The organism is Nocardioides sp. NPDC054178 (assembly GCF_055585005.1).
On record NZ_JBVJKY010000004.1, the window covers coordinates 1 to 24,769 of the forward strand.

Genomic DNA, 24,769 nt, shown 5'->3' on the forward strand with positions numbered 1-24,769 from the left:
TCTCGGCCGACGCGCGTGCCGTCTCGGCCGACGCGCGTGCCGTCTCGGCCGACGCGCGTGCCGTCTCGGCCGACGCGCGTGCCGTCTCGGCCGACGCGCGTGCCGTCTCGGCCGACGCGCGTGCCGTCTCGGCCGACGCGCGTGCCGTCTCGGCCGACGCGCGTGCCGCCTCGACCGACGCGCGTGCCGTCTCGGCCGACGCGCGTGCCGTCTCGGCCGACGCGCGTGCCGTCTCGGCCGACGCGCGTGCCGTCTCGGCCGACGCGCGTGCCGTCTCGGCCGACGCGCGTGCCGTCTCGGCCGACGCGCGTGCCGTCTCGGCCGACCGGGGTGACGTCTCGGCCGACGGGGGTGACGTCTCGGCTGGGTAGGGTTGCCGCGTGAGCGAGCGGGTGGTGCCTACGGTGTGGGCGGGCGTGCTCGCGGTGCTGATGCTGGGGCCGGCGCTGGGGTCGGGGTTCGTGCTCAGCTACGACATGGTGTGGGTGCCGGATCTCGCGCTGACCAGGGATGTGCTCGGGCTGGGGACGGGGTTGCCGCGGGCGGTGCCCTCGGACGCCGTCGTCGCGGTGCTGGACGAGATCGTGCCGGGTCTGGTGCTGCAGAAGCTCGTGCTGGTGGGGGCGCTGGTGCTCGCCGGGGCGGGGGCCGCGGAGCTGGTGCGCGAGCGTTCTCTCGCCGCGCGGCTGGCGGTGGTGAGCCTGACCGTGTGGAGCCCGTACGTCGCCGAGCGGCTGTGGATGGGCCACTGGCCGATGCTGCTGGCCTATGCCGCGGTGCCCTGGCTGGTGCTGGCCGGCCGCCGCCGGGCTGCGAGCGAGCCCGGCTCGATCGGGCCCAGCCCGGTGTGGATGCTCCCGGTGCTGCTCGTAGGGAGCCTGAGCGCCAGCGCGGGGATCGTGTCGGCCGCGGTGCTGCTCGCGACCGGCCTGCGCCGGGGCCGGCGGCCGGTCCGGCTGCTCGCCACGGTGGCCGCGGTCAACGCGCCCTGGGTGGTCACCGGTCTGGCGCACGCGGCGGAGGCGGCCTCCGCCGCCGGGTTCGAGGTCTTCGCGCTGCGAGGCGACGCCCTGCCCGCGCCGCTGGCAGCCCTCACGCTCGGCGGGATCTGGAACACCTCGGTCGTCCCCGCGAGCCGCGAGGGCTGGCTGGCCTGGGTGGCCCTGGTGCTCCTGGTGGCGTTGGCCGGTGCCGGCCTGAGGCGGTGGTGGACGTCGGAGAGCCAGCGCACCGCGATCCTGGCGCTGTGGGTGGCCGGGATGGCGGTCGCGGTCGCCGGCTGGGCCGCACCGCAGGCGCTCGAGGCCCTGGCCCAGGACCTCCCCGGTCTCGCGCTGCTGAGGGACAGCAGCCGCCTGCTTCCGCTGTGCCTGCCGCTGCTCGTCATGACTGCCGGTGCCGGGGTCGACGTGCTACGTGAGCGGCTTCACGGCACCGCACCCCGATGGGCCGCAGCCGTCGTCGTGGTCCTTGCCCCGATCGCCGTGCTCCCCGACGCGGCCTGGGGCCTGTCCGGAGGCATCGGCACGGCCGACTACCCGTCATCCTGGCAACGTGCCGGCGCGGCGCTCGCCGAGGAGACGGCGCCGGGGGACGTACTCGTCCTGCCCTGGTCGGCGTACCGGGCCGCGGCCTGGAACGGTCGTCGCCCGGTCCTGGACCCGCTGCCGAGGATGCTGCCCCGGGCGAGCGTGATCAACGGCGACCTCGTCATCGGCACGACCACGATCGCGGGCGAGGACCCACGCGCGGCCGCGGCCGCCGAGGCCCTGGCCGCACCGGACCCCGAGGCACGGGCGGCCGAGCTGAGCCGCCTCGGGATCGCGTACGTCATCACCGACCGCACCGCGGGCGAGGCGTCGCAGGTGGCCGGCGAGACGGTCCACGACGACGGCGACCTGCTCCTGCAGCGGCTGCCGGGGGAGGCGACCCCGATGGGCGGGCACGCGATCGGTCCGGTGACGCTGACGGCGGTGGCCCTCGCGTGGGTGGCGTACGGCCTGGCCTGGCTCGGAGCCACAACATCAACAGTTCTGCTACTGATCAGTATTGTTCGCCGGCCGGCTGTTAGAGTTCGCCGCTAGGAGAGGGAGGTCACATATCCATGGGCAACATCATTGCCATCGTCGCCAGCATTCTTGTCGGCGGCGGAGTCGCCGCAGCGACCATCGTCGGAGTCGTCACCAGCAGCACGGACGACACCGTCGAGAATCCTCCGAGCGTCTCTGAGTCGACGGTTCAGTACGGCACGAACGACTGAGCGCGACAAACTGAGAGGGGCCCGGCGGTGATCCGCCGGGCCCCTTCTCCGTCCTCAGGACGACAGCTCAGTCCGCGCCGACCACGTGCCCCTGCAGCGCGGAGGCGAGCACGGCGTTGAAGTTGAGCTGGCTCTGCTCCCAGGTGTGCTTGCGCGCGTGCCAGCGGGCGCCCTCGGCCAGCTCCTTGCGGCGGATCTCGTCGCCGAGCAGGTGGTCGAGCGCGGCCACGAACCCGGCCTGGTCATCGACCAGCACCCCGGACTCGCCGTCGTCGATCGACTCGGTGGTGCCGCCCGCGTCGCGGAAGGCGACCGTCGGGGTGCCGTGCTGCGCCGCCTCGGTGACCACCAGGCCCCAGCCCTCCTTCAGTGACGGCAGCGCCATCAGCCAGGAGCGCTCGTAGACGGCCTCCTTGGTCTCCTCGTCGACGTGCCCCAGCATCTCGACGAAGTCCTCGGCCCCCATCCGGGAGACGTACGCAGCCAGCTCGTCGGCCCACCAGCCGCCGCCCACGATGCTCAGCCTCAGGTCCGGGTAGGAGGCGCGCAGCGCCACCGCCGCGTCGACGGCGAGCTCGACCCGCTTGTGCGGCACGAGCCGCCCGACGACACAGATGGAGGGGTGCTCGGTCTTCGCCGGCCGATCGCTCAGGGCCGGCGCGGCGCCGTTGTGCACGACCGCGACCCGGGCGGGGTCGACGCCGAGCGTGGCCAGCTCGGCCCGGGTGGCGCGGGAGACCGCGACGTACTGCTTGCGGCGGTAGAGCCGCGGTGCGAGCCAGGACTCGACCCACCAGCCGATCCGCCCGGACAGCCCGGGGTAGACGACCGGCCACTGCTCGCGGTGGACGTGGTGGACGAGCACGGTGACCGGCGCCCGGGTGCCGAGCGGGGTGAAGAACGGGAGCCCGTTCTGCACGTCGATGACGGCGTCGACGCGGCCGATCGGGCCCAGCCGGCCCAGCGCCAGCAGCAGCACGCCCCACAGGTAGATGCTGAGCTTGCCGCCGCGGCGTACGTAACGGATGCCGTCACGCGACTCCCGAGCGGAGGCGCCCGGGTAGGCCGCGGTGAAGACCGTCACCCGCGCTCCGGCCTCGACCAGCCCGGCGGTGATCTGGTGGAGGTAGTGCTCGGCCCCACCGGCCTCAGGGTTGTCAGCATCGCGCCAGCTGAACACGGCCACGTGGCCGCCGTTCAGCTGCGCTCCCTCGTTGGCGCGCAAAATACGGTGCTCCCCTGAATCTCGCAGTTCCCCGCTGCTGAGTGCTCCCTCCCCAGGGGCAACGCAGTTACTGGAGAGTAGGACATTTCGTGATCAAATGCACACCCGTTGGGGTAATCGGTTAGGGTTCCCGCCGTGCCGAACCTCCTCGACTCCCAGCGCGACGCCGCCGCCGGCAACGGCTGGAAGGCGACGCTCGGGCGCTCCGTACGTCTCTTCAGCGACTTCCGCGTCGAGCAGACCGACCCGGCACGCTTCTACACCGCCCTGGCCGCAGACTCCGTCGGTCAGCTGGCGCACTACACCGACGGCGAGACGCTCGAGGGCACCGTCCTGCTCGACGTCGGCGGTGGTCCGGGCTACTTCCGCGACGCCTTCATGAGGGCCGGCGCGACCTACCTCGCGCTCGACGCCGACGCCGGTGAGATGCAGGGCGCCGGGATCGTCGCCGAGGGCAGCATGCTGGGCGACGGGATGCGGCTGCCGGTCCGCACCGGCTCGGTCGACGCCTGCTACTCCTCCAACGTGCTCGAGCACGTCCCGACCCCGGCCGCCATGCTCGACGAGATGCTCCGGGTCACCAAGCCCGGTGGTGTCGTCTTCTGCTCCTACACGCTGTGGTGGGGCCCGTGGGGCGGTCATGAGACCAGCCCGTGGCACCTGCTCGGCGGCCGCTTCGCGCGCCGCCGCTACCTGCGCAAGCACGGCCACGAGCCCAAGAACAGGTTCGGCGAGTCGATGTACGCCGCGACCGCGTCGGCCGGGCTGCGCTGGGCGCGCGCCCAGCGCCGGGCCGGCAACGCCGAGATCCTGGCCGCGGTCCCGCGCTACCACCCGGCGTGGGCGGCGTGGCTGATGCGGGTCCCGGTGGTGAGGGAGGTGCTCTCATGGAACCTCCTGCTCGTGCTCCGCAAGACGTGACCCCGGATCCACCCAGCGCCACCTCCAGACTCCGGGTCGCCGCCTACGTCGCGATCCTGACCGCGATCACGTTCACCCAGGCCCCGGGCCGGATCGTCGCGGACACCAAGTTCGACCTGAGCGCCGACCCGTGGGCCTTCCTGGCCCGGGCGCTGAACATGTGGGACGCCCAGGGCGCCTTCGGCCAGGTGCAGAACCAGGCGATCGGCTACCTGTGGCCGATGGGCCCGTTCTACGGTCTGGGCCAGCTGGCGCAGCTGCCGGAGTGGGTGATCCAGCGGCTCTGGTGGGCGCTGCTGCTCAACTTGGCGTTCCTCGGGGTCCTGGCGGTGGCCCGGGAGCTGCGGCTGGGGCGGCCGTGGGCGCAGGTCGCGGGTGCCGCCGCGTACGTCCTGACGCCACGCGTGATGACCATCCTGGGCGCCAACTCGGCCGAGCTGTGGCCGACCGCGGTCGCGCCGTGGGTGCTGCTCGCCGTCATCCGGGCCAGCGGCACCACCACGACGAAGGACCTGGTGCGCTGGTGCGCCGTGGCCGCGCTCGCCGTCGCCTGCGCGGGCGGCGTCAACGCGACCGCGGTCTCGGCGGTGCTGGTCCCGGGTGTGGTCTTCCTGCTGACCCGAACCGGCGCCCGTCGCTTCGCCGCGCTGGCGCTGTGGGGTGTGTTCACCGTCCTCGCCACCCTGTGGTGGACGATCCCGCTCGTGCTCCAGGGCCGCTACATCCCGCCCTTCCTCGACTACATCGAGACCGCCGCGGTCACCGCCTCGACCACGGGCCTCCTGCCGACGCTGCTCGGCACCTCCGACTGGGTCGCCTACGCCGACCCGCTCTACTACCCGGCCGGACAGAGCCTGCACGCCACGCCCTACCTGGTCCTGGACGCGGCCGCCGTCGTCGCCATCGGGCTCGCCGGGCTGGCCGGGGTGGGCCGGGCGCGCCGCCACCCGGAGAGCCGGTTCCTCATCGGCTGCGTGCTGGCCGGCGTCGTCCTGGTCGGGATCGGCTACACCGGCGCGCTGGCCGGCTGGGGAGCCGAGACCCGGCAGGACCTCGTCGACGGCGCCCTGGCCGCGGTGCGCAACAGCCACAAGTACGACGCCGTGCTCCGCCTCGGGCTCGCCGCCGGGGTCGTGCTCACCGTCGAGACCATCCTGTTCCGCGCCGAGCTCGCGCGGGCCTCGGGCGCCAGCACGAAGGCCGCGCAGTGGCTGCGGAGGGTGTTCGTCATCGCCGTGGTCGCCTCCCTGGCCGGCCTGGCGGTGCCGTGGGTCCGCGGCCAGGTGCCGCCTCCCGGGTCGATCGAGAACGTGCCGAGCTTCTGGACCGATGCCGCCGACTACCTCTCCGAGAACGACGACGGCGGGGTGACGCTCGTGGTCCCGGCCGCGCGGTTCGGCGACTACCTGTGGGGCAGCACCCACGACGAGGTCCTGCAGCCCTACGCCGACTCCCGCTGGGCCGTACGCGGCGTGGTGCCGCTGGCCGAGCCCGGCAACGTCGTCTGGCTCGACCGGGTCACCGAGGAGATCGAGCGCGGCACCCCCAGCGCGGACCTCGCGCCGATGCTGGCCAAGGCCGGCGTGACCAGGCTGCTGGTGCGCAACGACCTGCACTGGGGCACCACCGGCGCCCCACCGCCCTCGCTGGTGCACGCCACGCTCGCCCAGTCGCCGGGGCTGACCCGGGAGGAGAGCTTCGGCACCGAGTTCGGCAACACCACCTTCCACCGCGAGAAGGGCACCCGTGTCCTCGTCGACGGGGGACTGGCCGGGGAGTACCCCCCGATCGAGATCTACGAGGTCGACGACGCCGAGTCCGGCGCCACCCTGATCCCCGCACGGACGACCGTGATGGGTGACCCCGGCGAGCCCGCCAGCGGCGCACCGGCGGTGCTGACCGCCGACGACACCCGGTCCACCGCCGACGGGACCGAGGAACGCGCCGACGTCATCCTGACCGACGGCCAGCGGCGGCGCACGACCCTCTTCTCCGGCGTCCGCGCCAACTCCTCCGCGACCCGCACCGCCGAGGAGGGCGTCGACTCCGACAAGCCCGAGAGCTTCCACCGCTACCTGGAGGACCAGGAGCGGTGGCAGAGCACCGTGGTCTGGCGCGGGGTCGAGGCCGTGGAGGCCTCCAGCTCGGCGGCGACCCCGGACGAGGTCCCCGTCGACCGCGGCCGGGCGCCCTCGGCGGCCCTGGACGGCGATCCCGACACCGCCTGGCGCACCGAGACCGGATGGGACCACAACCCCGAGGGAGCCTGGCTCCGGGTGCGGTTCGAGGACGAGACCGACCTCGGCAAGGTCACCGTCACGCTGCCCGCGAACGTCGTCGGGGTCGAGCGGCTCGAGCTCGTCGCCGGCGCCCAGATGCGCAAGGTCTACGCCCCGCAGCCGGGGGAGGAGGCGACGTACGACCTCACCGGGTTCAGCGCGCGCAACCTCACCATCACCGCTCGCGGCGCCACCGCCTACGGGCCGTGGGGGATCAGCGAGCTCGACATCGAGGGAGTCGAGGCCCAGCGCCTGGTCGCGCTGCCCGAACCGCCGCAGGACGCCACGATCCGCAAGATCCGGCTCGGCCGCGACACCGACCGCAGCGGCTGTATCGACCAGGACGGGGTGCTCTACTGCGAGCCGTTCCTGGCCGCCACCGGCGACGACGGCGACGACCTGGACCGGCTCGTCACCCTCACCCGCGGGCAGACGTTCGACGTCAGCGGGACGGTGTCGCTGCGTCGCGACCACGCCTACGCCGCCGCGGCGGCCGAGCTCGCCGGCGTCGACATCACCGCCCCGAGCAGCGGCGACATCGCCCAGTCGGAGCTCGCCATGGTCGACGGCGACGAGGGCACCTCTTGGCGGGCTCCGTCGACCGATCCGGCCGACATCACCCTCGAGCTGCCCGAGCGGCAGCGGATCAGGTCGCTGCGGCTCGTGGTCGACGACGCCGCCCCCGTCAGCGTCCCCACCGAGGTCGAGGTCACCGACCTGCGCCGGCCCAAGCGCACCGTCACCCGCGAGGTCCGTGCCAACGGCGGGGTCGCGGTCCCGGGCGGCTGGCGCACCGACCGCCTCCGGATCCGGATCACCGAGACCGAAGCCGCCTACGACCAGCCCTCCAGCATGGCCGACGCGACCGAGCTGCCCGCCGGCATCTCCGAGCTGGAGGTCAACGACCGTCCGCTCGGCGACGGGACGCTGCGGGCCGGCTGCGCCGACGGGCCCCGTATCCGCGTGGGCGAGCGGGTGCTGCGTACCTCGGTCCACGGGTCGCTCTCCGACCTGCTGCGCGGCGGCGAGCTGCCGCTGAAGGTCTGCGGTACGGCCCCGATCAACCTGACCGCGGGGGAGAACACCCTGCTCGCCGAGCCCGTGCAGGCGCTCCGCGTGGACAGCCTCGAGCTCAGCGCGGAGGTGATCGCGGACGCGGAGTCGCCGGAGGCGGTCGAGGTGGAGCGCGACGAGCGCGACGCCGCGGTCTCGGCGACGGTCTCCGCCGAGGCCTACGACCGGGTCCTCGTGCTCCCGCAGAACATCAACACCGGCGCGACCGCGACCCTGGACGGCAAGGTCCTGCGGGCCCAGCGGGTCGACGGCTGGCAGCAGGGCTGGATCGTGCCCGCCGGCACCGAGGGAGAGGTACGTTTCGGCTTCGCCCCCGAGGCCACCTACCGTGCCGGGCTGTTCGCCGGTGCCGGCGGCGCGGTCCTGGTCCTGGCGCTCGCGCTGGTGACCTCATGGCGCCGTCGCGGCACCCCACCCAGCCTGGAGCTGTTCCCCGAGGCCGCGCCGTGGCGCTGGTACGACGGCGGCGTGCTCGTCCTGGTCGCCGGCCTGCTCGCCGGCTGGTGGGGAGCCCTGGCCGCGGTGGTGGCCTGGCTGCTGCCGCGCCTCCTGGGCCGCCGGCCCGGTCTCGTACGCCTCCTGGCCGCCGGGTCCGGTGCGGCGCTGCTCGCCGGGGCCCTGGCCGTCGAGATCCTCCCGACCGCCTGGGACCTGCCCTGGGACCCGCCCGCCTGGACGGCTCAGGCGCTCTCGCTGGTCGCGGTCGTGCTGGTCGCCGCGGCCGCCTCGGTGACCCCCGGTGCCGAGGCGGAGTTGGGCTCCGCTCGCCGCTCGGGTCGGCGCCCGGAGGGACGCCAGCCGCGCAGCCGCATCATCGGGCGCTCGAAGAAGACGTAGGACAGCGCCGCGACCGGAATGGTGACCGCGACCGTCATCGCCAGGACCGTCCAGAAACGGTCGTTGAAGGTGCCGAAACCGAGCAGCTCCATGCCCATCAGCAGCACGAACATGTGGATCGAGAAGACCCCGTAGGAGATCTCGCCCAGCGCGCTGGGCAGCGGACCGGCGAGCCAGCGGCGTACGGGCCCCTCGAGCTCGGGCCCGAAGACCAGCGGGAAGATGACGCACACCGCGACCGCGCCGTAGAGAACGCACTTGAGCGCCGACTCGGCCGGCGTGGGCGCGTCGACCAGCCCGGTCGGCCCGGTGATCGGGGTGCAGGCCGCGACGAAGAGCCCCAGGGCCAGCAGCCACCAGCCGGTCAGGTCCCGGGCCGCCGCGTCCAACCGCGCCCGCATGCCCGGGTCGACCGAGCAGGCCGCGAGCGCGGTGCCGGCCAGGAACCAGGGCAGGTACGCCGGCAGCCACTCGGCCGCGAACGGCTGCTCGAACCAGGTCCGGGCGCCGGCTGAGAAGGCCACGCCACCGATCGAGAGCAGCAGCGAGCCGATCAGCACGCGGCGCAGGTCCAGGCGGTTGCGCGGCGTCAGCAGCCGCACCACCAGCGGCAGCGCGAGGTAGAAGGCGACCTCGGTGCACAGGCTCCACATGTGGGCCAGGCCGTAGGCGTGGGTGTCCTGGGTGTAGATCTGGGTCAGGGTCAGGTTGGCGATCCAGCCGCCGACACCGACGTCGGAGTTCGCGGGCGCCGCGAGCAGACAGACGGCCACGACGACCCAGTAGAGCGGCAGGATCCGCAGCGCCCGCTTCCACAGGTAGCGTCCGGTGCTCGGCGGCGGGGCTCCGGCGGCGCTGGCCGCGAACCACGGCCTGGCCAGCAGGAACCCGGAGACCACGAAGAAGAGCGCCACGCCGAGGTCGAAGTGGGCGAGCATCGCCCCGGTCCACCCCTGCGGGTAGCGGCCGGTGTGGAACCCGACGTGGGTCAGCACCACCATCAGCGCCCCGACGGCGCGCAGCGCGTCGAGCGTGAGGAACCGGCGGTCGATCTCGCGTCGGCCGGTCATCACCCGTCCCCCTCAGGACCCGAGATCGGGTCGCCGAAGGGCACCACGCTGCCGACCTCGATGCCACCCAGGCACGGCTTCGATCCCGGCGTCAGGCTCTGGAAGCCGATGCTGTCGAAGCGTCCCTCACCGGTACGCAGGTAGAGGCTGCGGAACCCAGGCTCGACCTCGACGTCGTAGGAGTGGTCGCCGGCGGTCACCCGCATCCGGCCCGCGTCCCCGTCGGCGGCCACGTACGCGATCCGGACCCACCACCCGGCACCGTCGACGCCGCCGTCCAGGCCGACCTGGAGCGGCGTCTGCCGCACCCGCAGCGGGCACTGGTCCAGGCTCGGCGTCGGGTCGACAGCGCCGACCGAGCGTCGCTCGGGGTCGACCAGCGCCGGCCGGATGTGACCGTCCTTGTCGACCATGTAGAGATTGTCGGTGCTGGCCCGGGGGAACGCCATCTTGTCCGAGAGCGGCCGCAGCACCCGGCTCACCTGGTTGTAGGGGTGGGACGCGCCCCAGACCATCCACTCGGGCACCGGCCCGTCAGCCATCGGCAGCGGCTCCTCGACGTCGGCCAGATCGGCGCGGACGGTGTCGATGTAGCGCCGGGTGTTGTCGTCCTCGTGCCAGCCCTGGGCGTAGGAGTAGGACGAGAAGAGCCCCAGCGCCGCGAGGATCGCGGTGGCCACGGCCACCCGCTTGGGCTCGTCGAGGAACGCAGACCTGCGCGTCGGGGTGAGCGTCTCGACCGCCCCGCGCAACGGCAGCGTGGCCAGCGCGAGCGCCATCGCGGTGACCGCGATCGTGTCGGTCAGGTAGCGGTAGGCGAGAGCGATGTCGGCGCCTACCCCGCCGGCCCGGATGGCGCTGATCAGCGCGATGTCGAGGACGAGGATGCCGCCGACCAGCCACCAGGCCCGCAGCGCGATCGAGCGGGTGCGCGCGAGCTCGTAGGTCAGCAGCGCCAGCACAACGACGGCGAGCACCGAGACCACAGCGCCGGGCTCGGCCCAGCCGGCCGAGTTGCCCTCCAGCCACGTCCAGCGCAGCGGCCCGCCGACCACGCCGGGCGCCCACGACTCGAAGAGGAACCGCTGGGCGACCAGCGCGAACCCGTTGGCGTCGGAGGTTCCCGACGCCTTCGACGATCCCGCGCCCAGCGTGAGGTAGGCGACCACGGAGCCGATCGAGACGACCCCGTAGAGGAGCACGCCGGGCAGGTAGCGGCCCAGGATCGTCCTCATCCGGGTCAGGATGTCGCCGGTGGCGAACCAGCCGAGGGCCAGCACGGCGTAGGGCCAGAACAGCAGCATCGCCTTCTCGCCGAAGGCGATCGCGGCCAGCGTTATGAGCATCGTCAGCAGGGCCCAGCGGAACCGCCGCGTACGCAGGTAGTTCAGGTGTGCCCACGAACCCCAGAAGATCGCGGCGAGGAACGGCAGCTGGGTGATCCCGGGACCCCAGGACAGGAACGCCGGCAGGCTGATCGAGGAGAACAGGAACAGCACCAGCGGCGGCAGGATCCCGCGCCGCTTCCCGAACGCGGAGCAGAGGAAGACCAGTGCGCCCAGGTTCGCGATCGCCTGCAGCACCAGGAGCTCGACGGCCGGGTAAGCCCAGGCGTACGGGTCCAGGCCGAAGTTGTAGGCCGTCAGCGCGAACGCGCCCGGCATCAGGTGTCCGGCGAAGCCATGGAAGAGCAGGTCGGCCGAGAGCCCGTCCGACATCAGCTTGGACATGAAGTTGGCGTCGTCGAAGCGGTACCACGAGCCGCTCAGCGCCCACGCACGGAAGGCGAGCTGGGCCACGATCAGGGCGAGCGCGGCCGCGACGACACTTCTGGGAGTCGTCAGGAAGCCGTCGGCAGCGGGCGCGTCGGCTGGCCCGCCGGTGTGCCCGGCAGCGGTGGTGGTGGAATCGGGAGTGGACACGAAGAGGAAGTGTCGCACAGCAGTTTGTGACCCGTTGCACACCTATCCGGGTATTGCTGCTACGGTTCGCGGATCGAGGGGGGAACTGAGGCCTTGGGAGGGGCAAAAACATGCGAAGAGTGATTGGTTACGTCTTCTTGCTGGTCGGCGCGTTTGCGCTGGTCGCCGCCGCGGTAGCGGGCTTCTGGGGCCGGGACGCCGCGGCGACCGTGCCGCTCAACGTCGACACCACGACCGTTCTGGACGGCACTGCCAGCGGCGCGCTGGCCAAGTCGGATACCCCAGTTCCGGTGAAGTACACCCGGACCACCGAGGCGGCGCCGAAGGACTCGACCGACGACGTGGTCGTCTTCATCGAGGCCGGCTGCATCGTGATCCAGGAGAACAACCCGCCGCCCTGCCTCGACCCCGAGCAGGACGAGCGCGCGGTGCTCGTGACCACCCGTGCCTACGCCATGGACCGCAAGACCTCCGAGGTCGTCGAGGACCAGGCCAAGTACGTCGGTGAGGAGCAGGCCGTCCCCGGGATGAAGGGCCTGGCCGGCAAGTTCCCGTTCGACACCCAGCGCCACGACTACGAGTACTGGGACGGCACCCTCGGCAGCACCGTCGTCGCCAAGTACGTCGACGACGTCGAGATCAAGGGTGTCAAGACCTACCAGTACGAGGTCAACGCGACCTCCGACGACGCGATCCTCTCGCCGGGCGACGACGAGGAGACCGACACCGAGGACGACGTCCGGGGCACCTACGAGGCCACCCAGACGATCTACGTCGAGCCCACCACCGGCTCCTACATCGACCAGAGCGCCACCCAGAAGATGGTCACCAGCAGCGGCCTGGTGCTCGTCGACGCCGAGATGAGCTACTCCGACGAGACCGTCTCCAAGAACGCCGAGGACGCCAAGGCCAACATCGCCCAGCTCAACCTGATCGGCACCTGGATCCCCGTCGGCGGCCTCGTCGTCGGCCTGATCTTCCTGCTGATCGGCCTCTGGCTGGTCCTGCGCGGCCGCAAGCCCAACGGTGGCTCCCACGCCGCCGCGGACGACCGCACGCTGGTCGACGCCTGAGGCGCAGCCCACAACAGCGTCGACGAACGCGGGCCCGGGAGCTGACAGCTCCCGGGCCCGCGTTCGGCTTCCTGAGGGGCTAGCTGCTCGTCAGGTCTGCGCCGAAGATCGCGGTCCCGGGAGTCAGCAGCCCCCGGGTGCGCGACCAGCCGCCCCAGACCCGCTCGTGGTCCTCGGGCCACTCGGGCTCGACCAGGTCGGTGATCCGGAACCCGGCACCGGCCAGCAGCGAGACCCAGTCGCCGAGGGTGCGGTGGTGCTCGACGTACGACACCTCGCCGGTCTCGTCGTCGACCTCGACGTAGGGGGTGCGGTCCCAGTAGGACTGCGCAGCGATGAGGCCCTCGGGGCCGGGGTCGTCGGGGAACATCCACCGCGTCGGGTGGGTGATCGAGAACGCGAAGCGACCGCCGGGTCGCAGGACGCGGGCGGTCTCGGCGAGCGCGTGGGCGATGTCGCTGACGAACTGCAGCGCCCCGAAGGAGCAGAAGACCACGTCGAAGGAGCCGTCGGCGAAGGGCAGGTCCGTGGCGGTGGCCTGCACCGCGGGGACGACCACGCCGGTCTGCTCGTCGAGGCGCCGGGAGTGCTGGAGCTGGCGGCCCGAGAGGTCCAGCCCGATCGCGCGTCCGCCCTGGGTGTTCACCCATCGGGAGCACTGACAGGCGCCGGAGCCGAGCTCGAGCACGTCCTTGCCGGCGATGTCGCCGAGGATGCCGAGATCGGCCTCCGTCAGGCCCTCCGGCCCCCAGACGAACCCGGCCTCGCCGAGGAAAGGTCCGTGGGTGGCCTGGTACTCGTCGGCGTAGCGGTCCCAGTCGGGGCCGTTCGCGCGGCGCGACTCGGCCTCGCTGACCGTACGCCGCTCCGCTCTGACCACGGGGCCGGTCGTTCCGATGGTTTCGATCGCGCCGAAGGGATCGATGGGCGCCTCCGGTCGAACGACCGGGCTGATGGCTTGGTCCACGCTCTACAGGGTATGCCTCCCAGCCTGAACCCGGGAATGCGGCAACGGGCCTCGACAGTTGGACGGGGCCTGTGGCGGGAGCGTAGGCTAAGAAACTGCGTCTGAAGTCTGCCGAGGTCCCGGACCTAGAGGACCTTGGCTTGCTACCTCGGCTGCCGGCTCACACCGGGCGACGAAGCCTGTTGTGCTGGTGCCGGCGAGGGGCTGCCGACCTGAGATCTCAGACGTGTGTGACCCGACGATATCTGTCCACCCAAGGAAACCACCTCCCTTATGACGAGCACGCTCAACATTCCTCTTCCCGACTACGACGCGCCTCAGGTCGCGATCAACGACATCGGGTCGGAAGAGGACTTCCTCGCCGCGATCGACGAGACCATCAAGTACTTCAACGACGGCGACATCGTGGACGGTGTCATCGTCAAGGTCGACCGGGACGAGGTCCTGCTCGACATCGGTTACAAGACCGAAGGTGTCATCCCGTCGCGCGAGCTCTCGATCAAGCACGACGTCGACCCGTCCGAGGTTGTCGAGGTCGGCGACAAGGTCGAGGCCCTGGTGCTCCAGAAGGAGGACAAGGAAGGCCGCCTGATCCTGTCCAAGAAGCGCGCGCAGTACGAGCGCGCCTGGGGCACGATCGAGCAGGTCAAGGAGGAGGACGGCGTCGTCGAGGGCGCGGTCATCGAGGTCGTCAAGGGTGGTCTCATCCTGGACATCGGCCTGCGTGGCTTCCTCCCGGCCTCCCTCGTCGAGATGCGTCGCGTCCGCGACCTGCAGCCCTACGTGGGTCAGACCCTCGAGGCCAAGATCATCGAGCTCGACAAGAACCGCAACAACGTGGTCCTCTCGCGCCGTGCCTGGCTCGAGCAGACCCAGTCCGAGGTTCGCCACGGCTTCCTGACCCAGCTCCAGAAGGGTCAGATCCGCAAGGGTGTCGTCTCCTCGATCGTCAACTTCGGTGCGTTCGTGGACCTCGGCGGCGTCGACGGTCTCGTCCATGTCTCGGAGCTGTCCTGGAAGCACATCGACCACCCGTCCGAGGTCGTCACCGTCGGTGACGAGGTCACCGTCGAGGTTCTCGACGTGGACATGGACCGCGAGCGTGTCTCCCTGTCGCTGAAGGCGACCCAGGAGGACCCGTGGCAGCACTTCGCCCGCACCCACCAGATCGGCCAGATCGTCCCGGGTAAGGTCACCAAGCTGGTGCCGTTCGGTTCGTTCGTCCGCGTCGAGGAGGGCATCGAGGGCCTGGTGCACATCTCCGAGCTGGCCGAGCGCCACGTGGAGATCCCCGAGCAGGTCGTCCAGGTCAACGACGACGTCATGGTCAAGATCATCGACATCGACCTCGAGCGTCGTCGCATCTCGCTCTCGCTCAAGCAGGCCAACGAGACGGTCACCTCGACCGACGTCGAGGAGTTCGACCCGACGCTCTACGGCATGCCGGCGACCTACGACGACCAGGGCAACTACATCTACCCCGAGGGCTTCGACCCGGAGACGGGCGAGTGGCTCGAGGGCTACGACGAGCAGCGCGCGAAGTGGGAGGAGCAGTACGCTCAGGCCCACGCTCGCTGGGAGGCCCACATCAAGCAGCAGCAGGAGGCCGCCGAGAAGGCTGCCGAGGCCGGCGAGGCCACCTCCTACTCCTCGGGTGGCTCGGTCGACGAGACCGTCTCCGAGGACGAGGGCGGCTCCCTCGCCTCCGACGAGGCGCTGCAGGCTCTTCGCGAGAAGCTGACCGGCGGTCAGTGAACGCCTGAGCTGACGCTCTGAAAACGCGCGAATGCCCGGCCCCTTTCGAGGGGCCGGGCATTCGGCTTTCTAGGGGAGCCTGGCCGCGGGCTGGAAGTCCGGGTCGATGGCGTGGGACCGGGGAGCGGCCTTGGGGCGGTCTCCGTGGACAACGGCGAACGTGGCGTAGGCGGCGACGGCGAGCAGGGCGATGAGGACGATGAGTGCTGTGTTCATGGCAGTAATTCTTCGCTACCAGGTATTCCTGCCACATTGGCAGAAATGCCTAAGTTGCGTGATTTCCTGCCAACTGGCACCCTTCTGAGGTGCTTAGGAACGTGGCTGCGGTGATCTGGGACGGTGTCGCCCCCTTCGAGTTCGGTGCGGTCTGCGAGGCCTTCGCCATCGACCGGCGCGACGACGGGGTGCCCTACCTCGAGTTCGCGGTGTGTGCCCCGACGGCCGGGATGGTCCGCACCAACCTCGGCTTCGGGGTCGAGGCGCCCCACGGCCTCGAGCGCCTCGAGGAGGCCGATCTGATCGCCATCCCGGCCTTCGGCGGTCCCAGCGGCACCCTTCCCGTCGCTGTGAAGGATGCGCTGCTGCGTGCGCACGCCCGCGGGGCGCGGTTCCTGACCGCCTGCTCCGGCGCCTTCGCGCTGGGGGAGGCGGGCCTGCTCGACGGGATCGAGTGCACCACCCACTGGAAGTACGCCACCGAGCTGCAGCGCCGCTTCCCGGAGTCGAAGGTCGTGCCCGAGGTGCTCTACGTCGACACCGGCCAGATCGTCACCAGCGCCGGCACCGCCTCCGTGCTCGACGCGGCGCTGCACATCTGGCGCCAGGAGTACGGCGCCGCGGTCGCCTCCGCGGTGGCCAGGCGCATGGTCGTGCCGCCGCAGCGCGACGGGGGACAGGCGCAGTTCATCTCCCACCCCGTGCCCGAGCCCGACGCGGAGACCCTGGGTCCCCTCCTGGCCTGGATCACGGCCCATCTCCACGAGGAGCTCGACGTGGACTCGCTGGCCCGGCAGGTGCTGATGTCGCCGCGTACGTTCGCACGCAGGTTCCGCGCCGAGACCGGGGCGACGCCCTATGCCTGGATCACCGCCCAGCGGGTGCGTCGGGCCGAGGAGATGCTGGAGCGCACCGACCGGTCGGTCGAGTGGATCGCGGGCGAGGTCGGCTTCGGCAACGCCGCCGCGCTGCGTCACCACTTCACCCGGGTGCGGGGGCTCTCGCCACAGGCCTACCGGCGCCGGTTCGCCTGCAGCGACGGCCTCGACTCGGCCATGCCCGCCTAGGCGCTGTGAGGCGCCGGCGGCGGCCCCATTAGGTTGGGGCCATGCGCGTAGGACTCACCGGCGGGATCGCCTCGGGGAAGAGCACGGTGTCGGAGCTGCTGGCCGGGCTCGGGGCGGTGATCGTGGACTCGGACAAGATCGCCCGGGAGGTCGTCGAGCCGGGCACTCCGGGGCTCGCGGCCGTCGTCGAGGAGTTCGGGCCTTCGGTGCTGACCGAGTCCGGTGCGCTCGACCGGGCCAAGGTAGGAGAGATCGTCTTCGCCGACGAGGGCGCCCGTGAGCGGCTCAACGCGATCGTGCACCCGCTGGTCGGGGCGCGCTCCGCGGAGCTCGAGGAGACCGGCCGCGAGGCCGGGAAGCTGGTCGTCAACGACATCCCGCTGCTGGTCGAGGTGGGATACGCGCCCTTCTTCGACGAGGTGATCGTCGTCGACGTCCCGGTCGAGACCCAGGTCGAGCGGGCGATCGCACGCGGGATGAGCGAGACCGACGCCCGCGCCCGGATCGCCGCGCAGGCCAGCCGCGAGGACCGGCTCGCCGCGGCGACGTACGTCATCGACAACACCGGCACCCTCGACGACCTGCGGAAACGGGTGCGGGAGATCTACGACGCACTCGCCGGAACGTGTTAACGGGTGGGGGTTGCTGACATACTCGGCCGCGTGACTGGGGGCAAGCACACCGATTCAGAGGATCAGCGACGTCGTCCGAGGCGCTGGATGCGACCGGTGATCGCGGGGGCCGTGCTGGCCCTGGCGGCCGGCGCGGGCGCGGCAGCGGTGACCGTCGGGATGCCGACCAGGGCCGAGGTCGAGCCGGGCAGGCCGGCCGCTGCCACCACGAAGACCGACCCGAAGGACGACACCACGCCGCTGGCCTGGGGTCCGACGCGCGGGGAGCTGGCGACCGCCCGCGAGCTGGTCGCGGGCTGGGACGAGAAGCGGCTCGCCGGACAGGTGATCGTCGGCCGCTACCACGGCACCGATCCGGCCAAGGCCGCCAAGATGGTGCGCAAGCTCCACCTCGCCGGGGTCAGCGTGACCGGTGAGAACGTCGTCGACGAGGCCCAGGTGCGCGAGACGACCGCAGCGGTCTCCCGCGCGGTGGCGGCTGACGGCCGCTCGTTCCCGGCCGTGATCGGCGTCGACCAGGAGGGTGGCGTCGTCTCCCACCTGCGCGGCGTGGCCACCGAGTTCCCCGAGTTCGCGCGCACGGGGGACGCCATCGAGGCCAAGCCGCGCAAGGGCGTCACGGTGACGACCGAGGCCGCCCGGACGACCGCGCTCGAGCTGCGCGACCTGGGCTTCACCTGGGCCTTCGCGCCCGTCGCCGACGTGACCGTCGGCGCTGCCGATCCGACGATCGGCTCGCGCTCGCCGAGCGAGGACCCGAGGATCGCCGCGACGGCGGTCTCCGCGGCCGTGCAGGGCTACAACGCCGCCGGTCTGGTCTCCACCACCAAGCACTTCCCGGGCCACGGCGCGGTGACCGGTGACACCCACCTGGGGCTCCAGGAGCTCGACTTCGGGAAGAAGAAGCTCAAGCGCCGCGACCTGGTGCCGTTCGATGCCGCGGTGGACGCCGGCGCGCCGGCCGTCATGATCAGCCACGTCGACGTCAAGGCCGTGGCTCCGGGGAAGCCGGCCAGCATGGCGGCCCCGATCTACGACCTGCTCCGCGACGACCTCGGCTTCGAAGGCGTCGCCGTCACCGACTCGCTGGGCATGGGCGCGGTCACGACCACGACCAAGAAGCCCTCGGTGGCGGCGCTGGAGGCCGGCGCCGACCTGCTGCTGATGCCGGCCAACTCCAGGGCCGCCCACCGCAGCGTCGTGAAGGCTCTCCGGTCCGGCCGCCTCGACCACGCTCGCGTCCAGGACGCGGCCGCCAAGGTCGTCGCCATGCAGATGTGGCAGCAGCGCACCGCCGGCGCGGTGCCGGTGCCCGGTGACGTACGCGAGCAGGCGGAGCGGGCCTCCGCAGCACTCTCCGAGGCCGCCTCGCAGGGCTGACCCTTCGCTGCGCCCGTTCGTGGCACCATCGGTGCATGAGCGATCGCCAGCGAGCGACCACCGGCACGAGCGTGGTGCTGCACGTCGACCTGGACCAGTTCATCGCGGCGGTGGAGGTGCTCCGCAGGCCCGAGCTCGCCGGGAAGCCGGTGATCGTGGGCGGGCGCGGTGACCCGTCCGAGCGGGCGGTGGTCTCGACCGCCTCCTACGAGGCCCGGGCGCACGGGGTGGGCTCCGGGATGCCGCTACGGCTGGCGGTGCGCAAGTGCCCCGAGGCGGTTCTGCTGCCGGTCGACCATGCGGCCTATGACGAGGCCTCCGCGGGCGTGATGGACACGCTGCGGTCGCTGGAGTGGGGTGGCGTACCGGTCCTGGTCGAGGTCCTCGGCTGGGACGAGGCGTTCCTCGGGCCCGGCCCCGACCACGGTGATCTCGGCGATCCGGTGGCCTTCGCCCAGGACGTACGCGACGTCGTGCTCGAACGCACTCGGCTGCGCAGCGGCGTCGGGGTCGGCGACAACAAGCTGCAGGCCAAGCTCGCCACAGGGTTCGCCAAGCAGCGGGTCGACGGTGCCCTCGCGCGTGAGGCCGGGGCGGGCGGCCACGAGCCCGGTCCCGACGGCCAGCTGCGGGGGACTGGCGTCTACCGGATCACGGGGGACTCGTGGGACGCGGAGATGGGTCACCGGCCGACCGATGCGCTGTGGGGGATCGGGGCGAAGACCGCGAAGCGGCTCGCCGGGCTCGGGATCGAGACGGTCGCCGACCTGGGTGCGGCCTCGGCGGAGCGACTGGCCGCCGAGATCGGCCCCACGACCGGCCCCTGGCTGCGCCGCCTGGGCCGTGGCGCCGACACCAGCCCCGTCGACCCCTCGCCGTGGGTCGCTCGCGGCCACGGCCACGAGGAGACCTTCCAGCAGGACCTCGTCGAGTGGCCCGACATCGTCGCTGCGACCCGCCGCCTGTGCGGCGAGTGTCTCGAGGACGTGTTGAAGGAGGGCCGCCCGGTCACCCGGGTCGAGATCAAGGTGCGCCTCAAGCCGTTCTTCACCGTCACCCGCGGCCACAAGCTCCCCGAGCCCACCCTCGACCGTGATCGCCTCGCCGACGAGGCCGAGGCGCTCCTCGAGCGCGTCGAGAAGGACCGCCCGATCCGCCTCATCGGCGTACGTCTGGAGATGGCCCCGCCGCCCGGCGGCTACTGACCCGCCTCGGCATGGAAAGACTCGGCGCCCCCGAAGGGACGCCGAGTCGGTGGTTGGGGATCAGGCCGCGAGGTCGGGGTCTGCGAAGCGGCGCAGCTTCTGCAGGGCCTCGCGCTCGAGCTGGCGTACGCGCTCGGCGGAGATGCCGTGCTTGACGCCGATGTCGGCGAGCTTGTGCTGACGGCCGTCGGTGAGCCCGTAGCGGGAGCGGACGATGTCGGCGGACCGTTCGTCGAGCTGGCCGACCAGCGAGTTGAGCCGCTCGCGCGACTCGACGTCGATGACGTCCATGTCGGGCGACGGGGTCGACTCCTGCGCCATCAGGTCACCCAGTGACGTGTCGCCGTCCTCGTCGATCGGGGTGTCGAGAGAGACGTGGTCACGACCCCAGGAGAGCAGGTCGAGGACTCGGTCGATGTCCATCCCGAGCTCGCCGGCGATCTCTTCCGGCTCCGGGTCACGGCCGAGCTGCCGCTCCAGGGTGCGGCGGGCGCCGCCGACCTGGTTGAGCTCCTCGACGACGTGGACGGGGAGCCGCACCACACGCGCCTGCTGGGCGATGCCACGCGTGATCGCCTGGCGCACCCACCATGTCGCGTAGGTCGAGAACTTGTAGCCCTTGGTGTAGTCGAACTTCTCAACGGCCCGGATCAGGCCGGTATTTCCTTCCTGGATCAGGTCGAGCATCGGCATCTGCGCGCGGCCGTACTTCCGCGCGATGGACACCACCAGTCGCAGGTTGGCGTTGATGAACTGCCGCGTGGCGCGGTGGCCCTCCTCGGCCAGCCACTCCAGCTCGGCTCGGGTGGCTCCACCGGGTGCCTTCTTGCGGCCGACGCGGCCCTCGGCCAAGAGATGCTCGGCCATCAGGCCGGCCTCGATGGCCTTGGACAGCTCAACCTCTTTGGCGGCATCCAGGAGCTCGTTGCGGGCGATCTCGTCGAGATACAGCCCGACGCTGTCACGGCCCTCGATCTCTCGGGTGGCGGTTGCGGTGCGTGTCGCCATGGGAACCTCCTCACGGTGAGGTTTGTGGCCCCACGGTGGTTTCAACGCTTCGCCCCTCCCAGGTGTTCCCTGGTAGAGCGCCTTGTCATCGAATCCGTCTTCGATCTCTTGTCCGGTTCGACGTACGCCGCGGGCGATAAGTTGCATCGTGGGGCGAATCTCAGGGGTTTCTCATGGAGTACCCCGAGATCCCCGCAGATATGCCCTAGGAAGCGGTCACCTGGTCGATCATCCAGGCAAGGCTGAACGCCCGGTCCTCCCACGCCTTGTAGCGCCCCGAGACTCCTCCGTGACCGGCCGCCATCTCCGTCTTCAGGAGTACGTCACCAGGATTCTCTGCCGTCGCGCGCAGCTTGGCGACCCATTTCGCGGGCTCGACGTAGAGCACCCGGGTGTCGTTGATGCTGGTCTCGGCCAGGATCGGCGGATAGTGCTGGGCGGTGACGTTCGTGTAGGGGTCGTAGGAGGACATGTAGTCGTAGGTCTCCTTGTCGGCCTCCGGGTTGCCCCACTCGTCGTACTCGGTGACGGTCAGCGGCAGGGTCGCGTCGAGCATCGTGGTCAGCGCGTCCACGAAGGGCACCGCGGCCACGATTGCGCCGACGGCGTCGGGCGCCTGGTTGGCGACCGCGCCCATCAGCAGCCCGCCGGCGGAGCCACCCTCCGCGATGATCGTGGACGGCGTCGACCAGCCCGACTCGGCGAGGTGGCGCGCGCAGGCGATGTAGTCGGAGAAGGTGTTCTGCTTCTTGAGCATCTTGCCGTCGTCGTACCAGGCCCGGCCCATCTCGCCGCCGCCGCGGATGTGGGCGATGGCGAACCCGATCCCACGGTCCAGCAGGCTCAGCCGGGCGATGGAGAAGTAGGGGTCCATGCTGGCCTCGTAGGAGCCGTAGGCGTAGAGCAGCACCGGGATCGGCCCCGTCTCGTGGAGCCCCTTCTTCGCCACGATCGAGATCGGCACCCGTACGCCGTCCTCGGCCGTCGCCCACAGGCGGTGCTCCTCGTAGTCGTCGCGGTCGTAGCCACCGAGCACCGGGGCCTGCTTGAGCAGCGTCAGCTCGCGGCTGCGTACGTCGTAGTCGTAGACCGAGGCCGGGGTGCGCATCGTGGTGTAGCCGAGCCGTACCACCGGGCTCTCGAAGGTGGGGTTGGAGCCGGAGCCGATGGTGTAGAGCTCGTCGTCGAACTTCACCAGGTAGTCGTCGGCGACACCGTCCGCACCGAGCTCCAGGATGCGGAGCTGGGTCAGCCCCTCGCTGCGCTGGTGCACGACCAGGTGGCCGGCGAAGGCGTCGACATCCTCCAGGCGTACGCCGGGGGTGTGGGGGATGAGCGGGCGCCACTCGGCGCGCGGGGTCGGCGCGATCGGCGCGGTGGAGATCTCGAAGTCGGGTCCGGAGGCGTTGTGGGTGACCAGGAAGACGTCCTCGCCGGCGACGGTGGCGTGCTCCACCGAGTATTCGACGCCCTCCTCGCGGGCGGCGAAGACCTGCCACCCGGCGTCGGGGTCGTCGAGGTCGAGGAAGCGGTATTCGGCGGTGATCTTCGCGGCGGTGCCGATGAACATGAACCGGTCGGACTTGGTGCGCCCGACGCCGACCCAGAACCGGTCGTCGGTCTCGTGGAAGACGAGCTCGTCCTCGTCCTGGCTGGTGCCGAGGCAGTGGCGCCAGATCTTGTCGGCGCGCCAGGACTCGTCGGCGGTCGTGTAGTAGAGGTTGGCGGAGTCGCGGTCCCAGGTGGCGCCACCGTGGACGTTGGTGAGCTCGTCGTCGAGCAGCTCGCCGGTGGTGAGGTCCTTGACGCGTACGGTGTAGCGCTCGTCGCCGGTCACGTCGATCGCGTAGGCGAGCAGGGTGGTGCTCGGGCTCACCGAGGAGCCGCCGAGGCTGAAGAAGTCGTGGCCCTCGGCGAGCGCGTCGAGGTCGAGCAGCACCTCCTCGCCGGGAAGGGCGGGCTGATCGGCGGTGACGTCGGCGGGGGTCGGCGGGGTCCAGTCGTCGGGGTCGCCGGCCTTCACGCGGCAGCTCGCGCCGTACTGCTTCCCCTCGAAGCTGCGGCCGTAGTACCAGTAGCCGCGCGAGCGGGTCGGGACGCTCAGGTCGGTCTCGAGGGTGCGTGCCTTGATCTCCTCGAAGATCTGCGTGCGCAGGTCGGCGAGGTGGTCGGTCTGCTCCTTGGTGTAGGCGTTCTCAGCCTCGATGTAGGAGATGACCTCGGGGTTCTCCTTCTCCCGGAGCCACTCGTAGTCATCGGCCCGGGTCAGGCCGTGGAACTGCTTGGACGAGGGCTTCTTGGGGGCGATCGGCCAGGGCGTCGAGGAGAGGTCGGCAGACATGAACGAGACCCTATCCCCGCGACCCTCGAAGCCCCGAGCACGGGACCGACGCGCCGGGCGCATCGCGACGCGCTATCGCACACCCTGGTCGCTCGGCGCGATACCGCACCCCGTCGCCGCGACGGCGAGGACCGAGCCGGGGGAGCGGCTCAGGACTCGTTGAAGGGCTGCAGGTCGGGGTCGTCGGCGGCGTAGGACCTCACCGGCCCGGCGGGAGTCTCGGCGGTCTCGAAGCGCACGGTCACCACACCGCGGCCCGAGCCCCAGACCCAGCCGCGGCCCATCTCGGCGTGGACGACGTCCATCCCGGCCGCCCAGGTCGGCCGCCGCACCGGCTCCGGCAGGGGGAGGTCGGGCTCGGCGTCCTCGTCGATGTCCTCGCCGAAGAGGTCCTCCTGGATCCAGTCGGCGAGCCCCGAGACGCCGACCCCGAGAAGGCGTACGCCGCCGGCCGTCTCGCCCGCGGTGAAGAGCTCGCCGAGCAGAGTCCGAGCCAGGCGGGCGATGGTGCCGGCCTGGTCGGTCGGGGCCGGCAGGGTCGTGGAGCGGTTGATCGTGGTGAAGTCGTAGAGCCTGACCTTGATCGTGATCGTGCGACCCGAGAGCCCGTTCTTCTTCAGCCGGGCGGCGACCTCGCCGGACTGCCGGGTCAGGATCTGCTCCATGAGCGGCCGGTCGGTCAGGTCGGTGTCGTAGGTGCCCTCCACGCTGACCGACTTCGTCTCGCGCTCGGGCTCGATGCGCCGGTCGTCCTGGGCCCGGGCCAGCTTGTAGAGGTTGGTGCCGTGGGACTTGCCGACCAGGCGTACGAGCTCCTCCACGCTGACCTGCTCCAGATCGGCCACGGTGTGGATGCCGGCCCGGCGCAGGCGCTCGGCGGTGGCGGGGCCGACGCCGGGGATCACCTTGACGTTCATCGGTCGCAGCAGGTCGAGCTCGGTGCCGGGCGCCACCACGACCAGGCCGTCGGGCTTGTCCAGGTCGCTGGCGATCTTCGCGATGAACTTCGAGCTGGCCAGCCCGACGCTGGCGCTCAGCCCACCGGTGACCTCGGCGACCTCGGCACGGATCCGGGAGGCGGTCGCGGTCACGGTCTCGACCTCGAGGTCGGGGAGGTCGGCGGCGGCGAGGTCGACGAAGGCCTCGTCGAGCGAGAGCGGCTCGACCAGCGGGGAGAGGTCGCGCAGGATGCCGAAGACCTGCTCGCTGACCTTCTTATAGGCATGGAACCGCGGGTAGAGGAAGGCGGCGTGTCCGCACAGCGCGCGGGCCTCGCGCGTCGACATCGCCGAGCGGACGCCGAAGGTCCTGGCCTCGTAAGAGGCGGTGCTGACGACGCCGCGCCCGCCGATGCCGCCCACGACCACCGGCTTGCCACGCAGGGACGGCTTGTCGCGCTGCTCGACCGAGGCGAAGAACGCGTCGAGGTCGAGGTGCATCACCGACGCGTGCGCTCTCATGGTGGCAACCTATCTGGCAGCGGGGACAGTCTGGCCCGGGCCGTTGACCATCCACAGGCGAGGTTGGGGAGGCGGTT

At 71.4% G+C, this 24,769-nt stretch carries 18 protein-coding genes and 1 pseudogene; 11 read left to right on the forward strand and 8 right to left on the reverse strand.

The window, feature by feature from the left end; translation table 11 throughout:
* The 3 genes from ACZ6WN_RS15975 to ACZ6WN_RS15985 form a co-directional block, all read left to right on the forward strand.
* Window positions 1–371: hypothetical protein (locus ACZ6WN_RS15975; protein WP_465865866.1), on the forward strand; the 371-nt coding region annotated here is incomplete at its 5' end.
* Window positions 372–380: 9 nt separating this feature from the next.
* Complete coding sequence (locus ACZ6WN_RS15980) at window positions 381–2,084, forward strand: MmpA family trehalose lipid delivery protein (protein WP_465865868.1); 1,704 nt, start codon at window positions 381–383, stop codon at window positions 2,082–2,084.
* Between the two features lie 20 nt (window positions 2,085–2,104).
* Window positions 2,105–2,260 (forward strand): hypothetical protein, encoded by a 156-nt coding sequence (locus tag ACZ6WN_RS15985; protein WP_465865869.1) that lies wholly within the window; start codon window positions 2,105–2,107, stop codon window positions 2,258–2,260.
* 67 nt (window positions 2,261–2,327) lie between these two features.
* On the opposite strand, the gene ACZ6WN_RS15990 is transcribed toward ACZ6WN_RS15985, so the two are convergent.
* A complete protein-coding gene (locus tag ACZ6WN_RS15990; protein WP_465865871.1) occupies window positions 2,328–3,446 on the reverse strand; it encodes a glycosyltransferase family 4 protein in 1,119 nt (372 codons plus the stop codon).
* A 174-nt stretch (window positions 3,447–3,620) separates the two neighbouring features.
* On the opposite strand from ACZ6WN_RS15990, the gene ACZ6WN_RS15995 reads away from it, so the two are divergent.
* Together ACZ6WN_RS15995 and ACZ6WN_RS16000 are read left to right on the forward strand one after the other, a co-directional pair.
* Window positions 3,621–4,406, forward strand: a complete 786-nt coding sequence (locus ACZ6WN_RS15995) for a class I SAM-dependent methyltransferase (protein WP_465865873.1) — start codon at window positions 3,621–3,623, stop codon at window positions 4,404–4,406.
* A complete protein-coding gene (locus ACZ6WN_RS16000) occupies window positions 4,373–8,596 on the forward strand; it encodes an alpha-(1->3)-arabinofuranosyltransferase domain-containing protein (protein ID WP_465865875.1) in 4,224 nt (1,407 codons plus the stop codon). The genes ACZ6WN_RS15995 and ACZ6WN_RS16000 overlap by 34 nt, the downstream gene beginning before the upstream one ends.
* Before the next feature lie 56 nt (window positions 8,597–8,652).
* Here the strand turns inward: ACZ6WN_RS16000 and ACZ6WN_RS16005 are convergent.
* Window positions 8,653–9,666: pseudogene (locus ACZ6WN_RS16005) on the reverse strand (acyltransferase family protein); the annotation flags it as partial.
* On the reverse strand, window positions 9,666–11,588 hold the full coding sequence (locus tag ACZ6WN_RS16010; protein WP_465865876.1) for a hypothetical protein: 1,923 nt from the start codon (window positions 11,586–11,588) through the stop codon (window positions 9,666–9,668). The pseudogene ACZ6WN_RS16005 and the gene ACZ6WN_RS16010, both read right to left, overlap by 1 nt.
* Window positions 11,589–11,698: 110 nt before the next feature.
* Here ACZ6WN_RS16010 and pgfA point away from each other — a divergent pair, with 110 nt between their 5' ends.
* A complete protein-coding gene (pgfA, locus tag ACZ6WN_RS16015) occupies window positions 11,699–12,661 on the forward strand; it encodes a cell envelope lipid trafficking protein PgfA (RefSeq protein ID WP_465865877.1) in 963 nt (320 codons plus the stop codon).
* A 79-nt stretch (window positions 12,662–12,740) separates the two neighbouring features.
* On the opposite strand, the gene ACZ6WN_RS16020 is transcribed toward pgfA, so the two are convergent.
* Window positions 12,741–13,628 carry a class I SAM-dependent methyltransferase gene (locus tag ACZ6WN_RS16020; RefSeq protein WP_465865879.1) on the reverse strand — a complete coding sequence of 296 codons (888 nt, stop codon included), beginning with the start codon at window positions 13,626–13,628 and terminating at the stop codon, window positions 12,741–12,743.
* Between the two features lie 273 nt (window positions 13,629–13,901).
* On the opposite strand from ACZ6WN_RS16020, the gene rpsA reads away from it, so the two are divergent.
* A complete protein-coding gene (rpsA, locus tag ACZ6WN_RS16025; protein ID WP_008361841.1) occupies window positions 13,902–15,383 on the forward strand; it encodes a 30S ribosomal protein S1 in 1,482 nt (493 codons plus the stop codon).
* A gap of 69 nt (window positions 15,384–15,452) precedes the next feature.
* Here rpsA and ACZ6WN_RS16030 read toward each other — a convergent pair whose 3' ends face one another.
* A complete protein-coding gene (locus ACZ6WN_RS16030; protein WP_465865880.1) occupies window positions 15,453–15,599 on the reverse strand; it encodes a hypothetical protein in 147 nt (48 codons plus the stop codon).
* Between the two features lie 89 nt (window positions 15,600–15,688).
* On the opposite strand from ACZ6WN_RS16030, the gene ACZ6WN_RS16035 reads away from it, so the two are divergent.
* From ACZ6WN_RS16035 to ACZ6WN_RS16050, 4 genes are all read left to right on the forward strand, one after another.
* Entirely contained in the window at window positions 15,689–16,666 is a 978-nt protein-coding gene (locus ACZ6WN_RS16035) for a helix-turn-helix domain-containing protein (RefSeq protein WP_465865881.1), read from the forward strand.
* Between the two features lie 41 nt (window positions 16,667–16,707).
* The gene (gene coaE, locus ACZ6WN_RS16040) at window positions 16,708–17,298 is read left to right on the forward strand and encodes a dephospho-CoA kinase (protein ID WP_465865882.1); all 591 of its coding nucleotides are present in this window, start codon (window positions 16,708–16,710) and stop codon (window positions 17,296–17,298) included.
* Window positions 17,299–17,385: 87 nt separating this feature from the next.
* Window positions 17,386–18,678, forward strand: a complete 1,293-nt coding sequence (locus ACZ6WN_RS16045) for a glycoside hydrolase family 3 N-terminal domain-containing protein (RefSeq protein WP_465865883.1) — start codon at window positions 17,386–17,388, stop codon at window positions 18,676–18,678.
* Between the two features lie 35 nt (window positions 18,679–18,713).
* Window positions 18,714–19,883 (forward strand): DNA polymerase IV, encoded by a 1,170-nt coding sequence (locus ACZ6WN_RS16050; protein ID WP_465865884.1) that lies wholly within the window; start codon window positions 18,714–18,716, stop codon window positions 19,881–19,883.
* A 60-nt stretch (window positions 19,884–19,943) separates the two neighbouring features.
* Here the strand turns inward: ACZ6WN_RS16050 and ACZ6WN_RS16055 are convergent, their stop codons facing one another.
* The 3 genes from ACZ6WN_RS16055 to ACZ6WN_RS16065 form a co-directional block, all read right to left on the reverse strand.
* Entirely contained in the window at window positions 19,944–20,891 is a 948-nt protein-coding gene (locus ACZ6WN_RS16055; RefSeq protein WP_406022630.1) for a sigma-70 family RNA polymerase sigma factor, read from the reverse strand.
* 205 nt (window positions 20,892–21,096) lie between these two features.
* Window positions 21,097–23,232 (reverse strand): S9 family peptidase, encoded by a 2,136-nt coding sequence (locus tag ACZ6WN_RS16060; RefSeq protein ID WP_465865886.1) that lies wholly within the window; start codon window positions 23,230–23,232, stop codon window positions 21,097–21,099.
* 149 nt (window positions 23,233–23,381) lie between these two features.
* On the reverse strand, window positions 23,382–24,692 hold the full coding sequence (locus ACZ6WN_RS16065) for a DNA polymerase IV (RefSeq protein ID WP_465865887.1): 1,311 nt from the start codon (window positions 24,690–24,692) through the stop codon (window positions 23,382–23,384).
* Between the last annotated feature and the right edge of the window lie 77 nt (window positions 24,693–24,769).